At 34.5% G+C, this 3,296-nt stretch carries 6 protein-coding genes; all 6 read right to left on the minus strand.

All coding sequences use genetic code 11. The features are described from left to right. Positions 1–419 (minus strand): oxidoreductase (locus AC1DUA_RS30500; protein ID WP_477503315.1); only part of this gene is annotated, 419 nt, incomplete at its 3' end. 55 nt (positions 420–474) lie between these two features. Continuing rightward, a complete protein-coding gene (locus AC1DUA_RS30505) occupies positions 475–828 on the minus strand; it encodes a hypothetical protein (protein ID WP_477503316.1) in 354 nt (117 codons plus the stop codon). Between the two features lie 434 nt (positions 829–1,262). Next, positions 1,263–1,703 (minus strand): hypothetical protein, encoded by a 441-nt coding sequence (locus AC1DUA_RS30510; RefSeq protein ID WP_477503317.1) that lies wholly within the window; start codon positions 1,701–1,703, stop codon positions 1,263–1,265. A gap of 111 nt (positions 1,704–1,814) precedes the next feature. Further along, entirely contained in the window at positions 1,815–2,006 is a 192-nt protein-coding gene (locus AC1DUA_RS30515) for a hypothetical protein (protein ID WP_477503318.1), read from the minus strand. Positions 2,007–2,179: 173 nt separating this feature from the next. Further along, on the minus strand, positions 2,180–2,758 hold the full coding sequence (locus tag AC1DUA_RS30520; RefSeq protein ID WP_477503319.1) for a stalk domain-containing protein: 579 nt from the start codon (positions 2,756–2,758) through the stop codon (positions 2,180–2,182). 234 nt (positions 2,759–2,992) lie between these two features. Further along, positions 2,993–3,296: hypothetical protein (locus tag AC1DUA_RS30525; protein ID WP_477503320.1), on the minus strand; the 304-nt coding region annotated here is incomplete at its 5' end.

Below are 3,296 nucleotides of genomic sequence, written 5' to 3' on the forward strand. Positions count from 1 at the left end.
TCATTTATCACTCTCTTATAGTTATCCCACTTGAAATAAAAGGGGCCAATATTTATATTTTTAGCGCTGGGCTCCACTTTAAGATCTTGCCATATGATAATATCGTCTTCCCTCTGGATATACACAGAAATAAATCCACACTCTTCGTCCCCGCACCATGGACAAACAAGAATTGGATATCGAAAGTATAAATATTCATGTTGTTTATTTAATAGAAAATAATCTATCATGTTTCTTTGATGTTCTTCACTCCCCCACCCTAGAGATGGAACCATATCATGCTTTCTAAGCATTTGGTATAGCGATCTACCATCGATAATTAAGTCAGCAAATTTAGTGTTTTTATTCCTATCTTGATTCGGGTCAAATTCATCATATCGACTTGCAGGTCTAGTCTCTAAGTAATTTAAGGTTTTCATATTAATCTTATCCTTTACATTATTTACTGGGATTTCACCTAACTTCTTTTTTGTATCATTTCAAATCATTCTTGGCTAAGTCCAAAGCAACGGCTATTTTAATCTGATTTGTTTTACTGAGTCCCTTAACCAAATTCTCTAATGGACATACTTCAACTATTGGAGCTATTTGATCATCGTAACGATCCAGTTCAATCGTAATGACTGTGTCAATATCCACTAGAAAAGTAATTATATCTTCCCCTTGCTCGAGTATCCAATATAAGATATACGCTGTTTTCATTTCGGGGAAGCTCTCTCTAATAATTTTTAAAAATCTTTGCATGGATATATCGTTAAAGATACGAATTCTTGAAGATTGTAATTCTTTTCTATATGCCTGCTCTGTCATTGTCCCTCTGAGCCTCATGACTTGCCCTCCTCTCCTAATGGAAGGGCAGCCAATTATCTTTGCAGGCTGCCGCGGTATTTTGAACTATCGTTCTTTCGTTAGCTGAATGGAATAAAAACGTTTTTCATTCCTTTACTTCTACTAATTTTTCATCTTCTCCATCCACTTCAAGAACTGGCTTGTCAAACGCTTTTAGAATGGAATCTAAATTGTTCTTTAAATGCTCTTTGCTATCACCGGTAAGTACATTTTTACCCCATATACACGAATTAGGTATGTCATTCTCATATTAAACTTCACAAACATCATAGGAAACCAAACCATTTTTTTCAATCCTTTTTTATAATCCTGTAATTCCAGTATTTATTCAATTTGCATTCTCCTTCGAATGACTGGCGGCGCAAAGTCAGTATTATACTAATGTTCTCCGTTAGAGTTCAATAAATAGAACTTTATTCCTCAGTTAAAACTCTCCTTGTCACCTCAAATGTTTTATCTAAATTATGTTTATCTTCTTCTCGTGTATATCCAACTGTAAAGTTGTCTTTTCCGAGTTCCAGTAACAATTGTTTTGCTTTTTGTCTAATATCTCCCCAAATAGGGTTTGTGAAGAGTTCTTCATTATGCGTATAAAATTCGGGGTATGTTTTATTTGCAATCTGCACTAAATATTCATCAAACTCATCAAGTGCTTTAAATTCGTTATCATTAAACATACCATTATGCTTATATTCTTCTTTGCGAGAATTGTAGTAACAATCAAAATCTGTAACAATTTCGTCACCAACACAACCATAACCTGTAATCTCAATCTGTTTTTCAGGAGGATATGACAGTACTAAAATGGATATTATTAATTCTTCGTACATCTTAGTTATAAGGCTCTTATTCATATCTTCACGCACCTATGTCTATCAGATACTAAACGTTGTTCTACATCGGTTTCAAATTAACGTTCTCCCGTTAGTTCAAACATCAAAATCACCAACGTAACACTAATTTCGCTAGCTATTTACAATTTTCACTGCGTCCCCGATATATTTTTTTGTTGCAAGTTCGATAATCCAGTACGGAGGTTTTTCCATCTTTTCAATTATTTCATCACAAAATAAAAAATAATGTTTGTACCAAATAAGTCTAGATTCAAGCATAATGCCTATTTTTCTTGCGAATTGTTTGTTAAGTTCAAACTTCATAAGTCACCTCCGAAAACACCTAATTGAACATATTCTTCGCTCAAAACAGTAATTCCTTTCGTACTATTAATCCCCATTATTTTGAGCTCCGTTAGCGTAACGCGGTACCGGAGTTTCGATTGTTTGCCTCTGACTAAATAAACTTAAAATTATTATCATTAGGAACTCAATTTTTAATAAGGTCCTCCCCCGGTTATACGTCCATTCACCGCACCAATATGCAGTTTTAAAGCGGAATATGCTCTAAAATCACCTACACCAATAGCTTCGAAAGTTTTGGCTACATTGCCGAAATCATGACTTGTTATTGCGATTTCTCCAATTTTCTCATCTTTTTCATTGTAAAAAGATAAATTCGCTCCTACCATATTTTCTTCATTTGCCATATTTTCCATCTTCAATTGCCCAGTTACTTTTGTATTCTCTCCAACTCTCGTTAATATGAGATTCCCTACTGAGATCCCCTTATAATTTGGATCCATTACATCTAAGGGACCATTTTTTATAACAATTGTTTCATTGTCAGTATCATAATCAATCGCAGCGCCAATATTTTCAGCTACAAATCGAATCGGCACATACGCATGTCCGTCGTAATTCAGTACCTTATATTCCTCGCCTATTTCAACACCTTGCCCATTAAACTGAAATTTAACAGCGAATAACAAAGCTTGAATCGATTCAGACGCGAAAGCAATGCTTGAAGCAGAAATGGAGATTCCCAATAAAGCACCTATGATAATTTTCTTCATTTAACAAATTCTCCCATTCAAATTATTTGCTTTATTAGACGTTTTTATTTCCGTTTTGTTGCTGTCATAGGATAAAAAAGAGTCTAACTAAAAAAGGCATAAGCCTGGTAAATTACCAAGATCATGCCTTAGAGGGCTGCATAAAGTTGTCTTACTTTATGGGTCACTTCACTACCTGATGCCTTCATGATAGTGATTGCGCTAACGTTCGACGTTAGTTTAATTGTGAGACCATTATTGGGGGAGTTCCTTAATGACTCCATCCAAGGGTCCTATAATTTGGACAAATTCACCTGTATTAGCCTGGATATCTACTCCATAACCATCAACCATAACTGACCATTGCCTATTTCCTATTATTTTGTTCCAAACAGTATCATTCGTAAGTACACAATATTCAGCTGGTTTTTCTGTATCTATATCTTCTGCGCTCATTTTTTTGTTGATTAACTGAATATATTCTTTTGCTTTGAAGATAGCATTATCTTCGGTGAGAATTGGCTTTTGAAATTGATAAGTAATAAATAGACTTATTGAT

Source organism: Paenibacillus sp. 01T422, from assembly GCF_056398785.1.

Bases quoted from the DNA above. Each gene is read 5' to 3' on its own strand.
- AC1DUA_RS30505 (WP_477503316.1), bottom strand. From the start codon at position 828: ATGAGGCTCAGAGGGACAATGACAGAGCAGGCATATAGAAAAGAATTA.
- AC1DUA_RS30510 (WP_477503317.1), bottom strand. From the start codon at position 1,703: ATGAATAAGAGCCTTATAACTAAGATGTACGAAGAATTAATAATATCC.
- AC1DUA_RS30515 (WP_477503318.1), bottom strand. From the start codon at position 2,006: ATGAAGTTTGAACTTAACAAACAATTCGCAAGAAAAATAGGCATTATG.
- AC1DUA_RS30520 (WP_477503319.1), bottom strand. From the start codon at position 2,758: ATGAAGAAAATTATCATAGGTGCTTTATTGGGAATCTCCATTTCTGCT.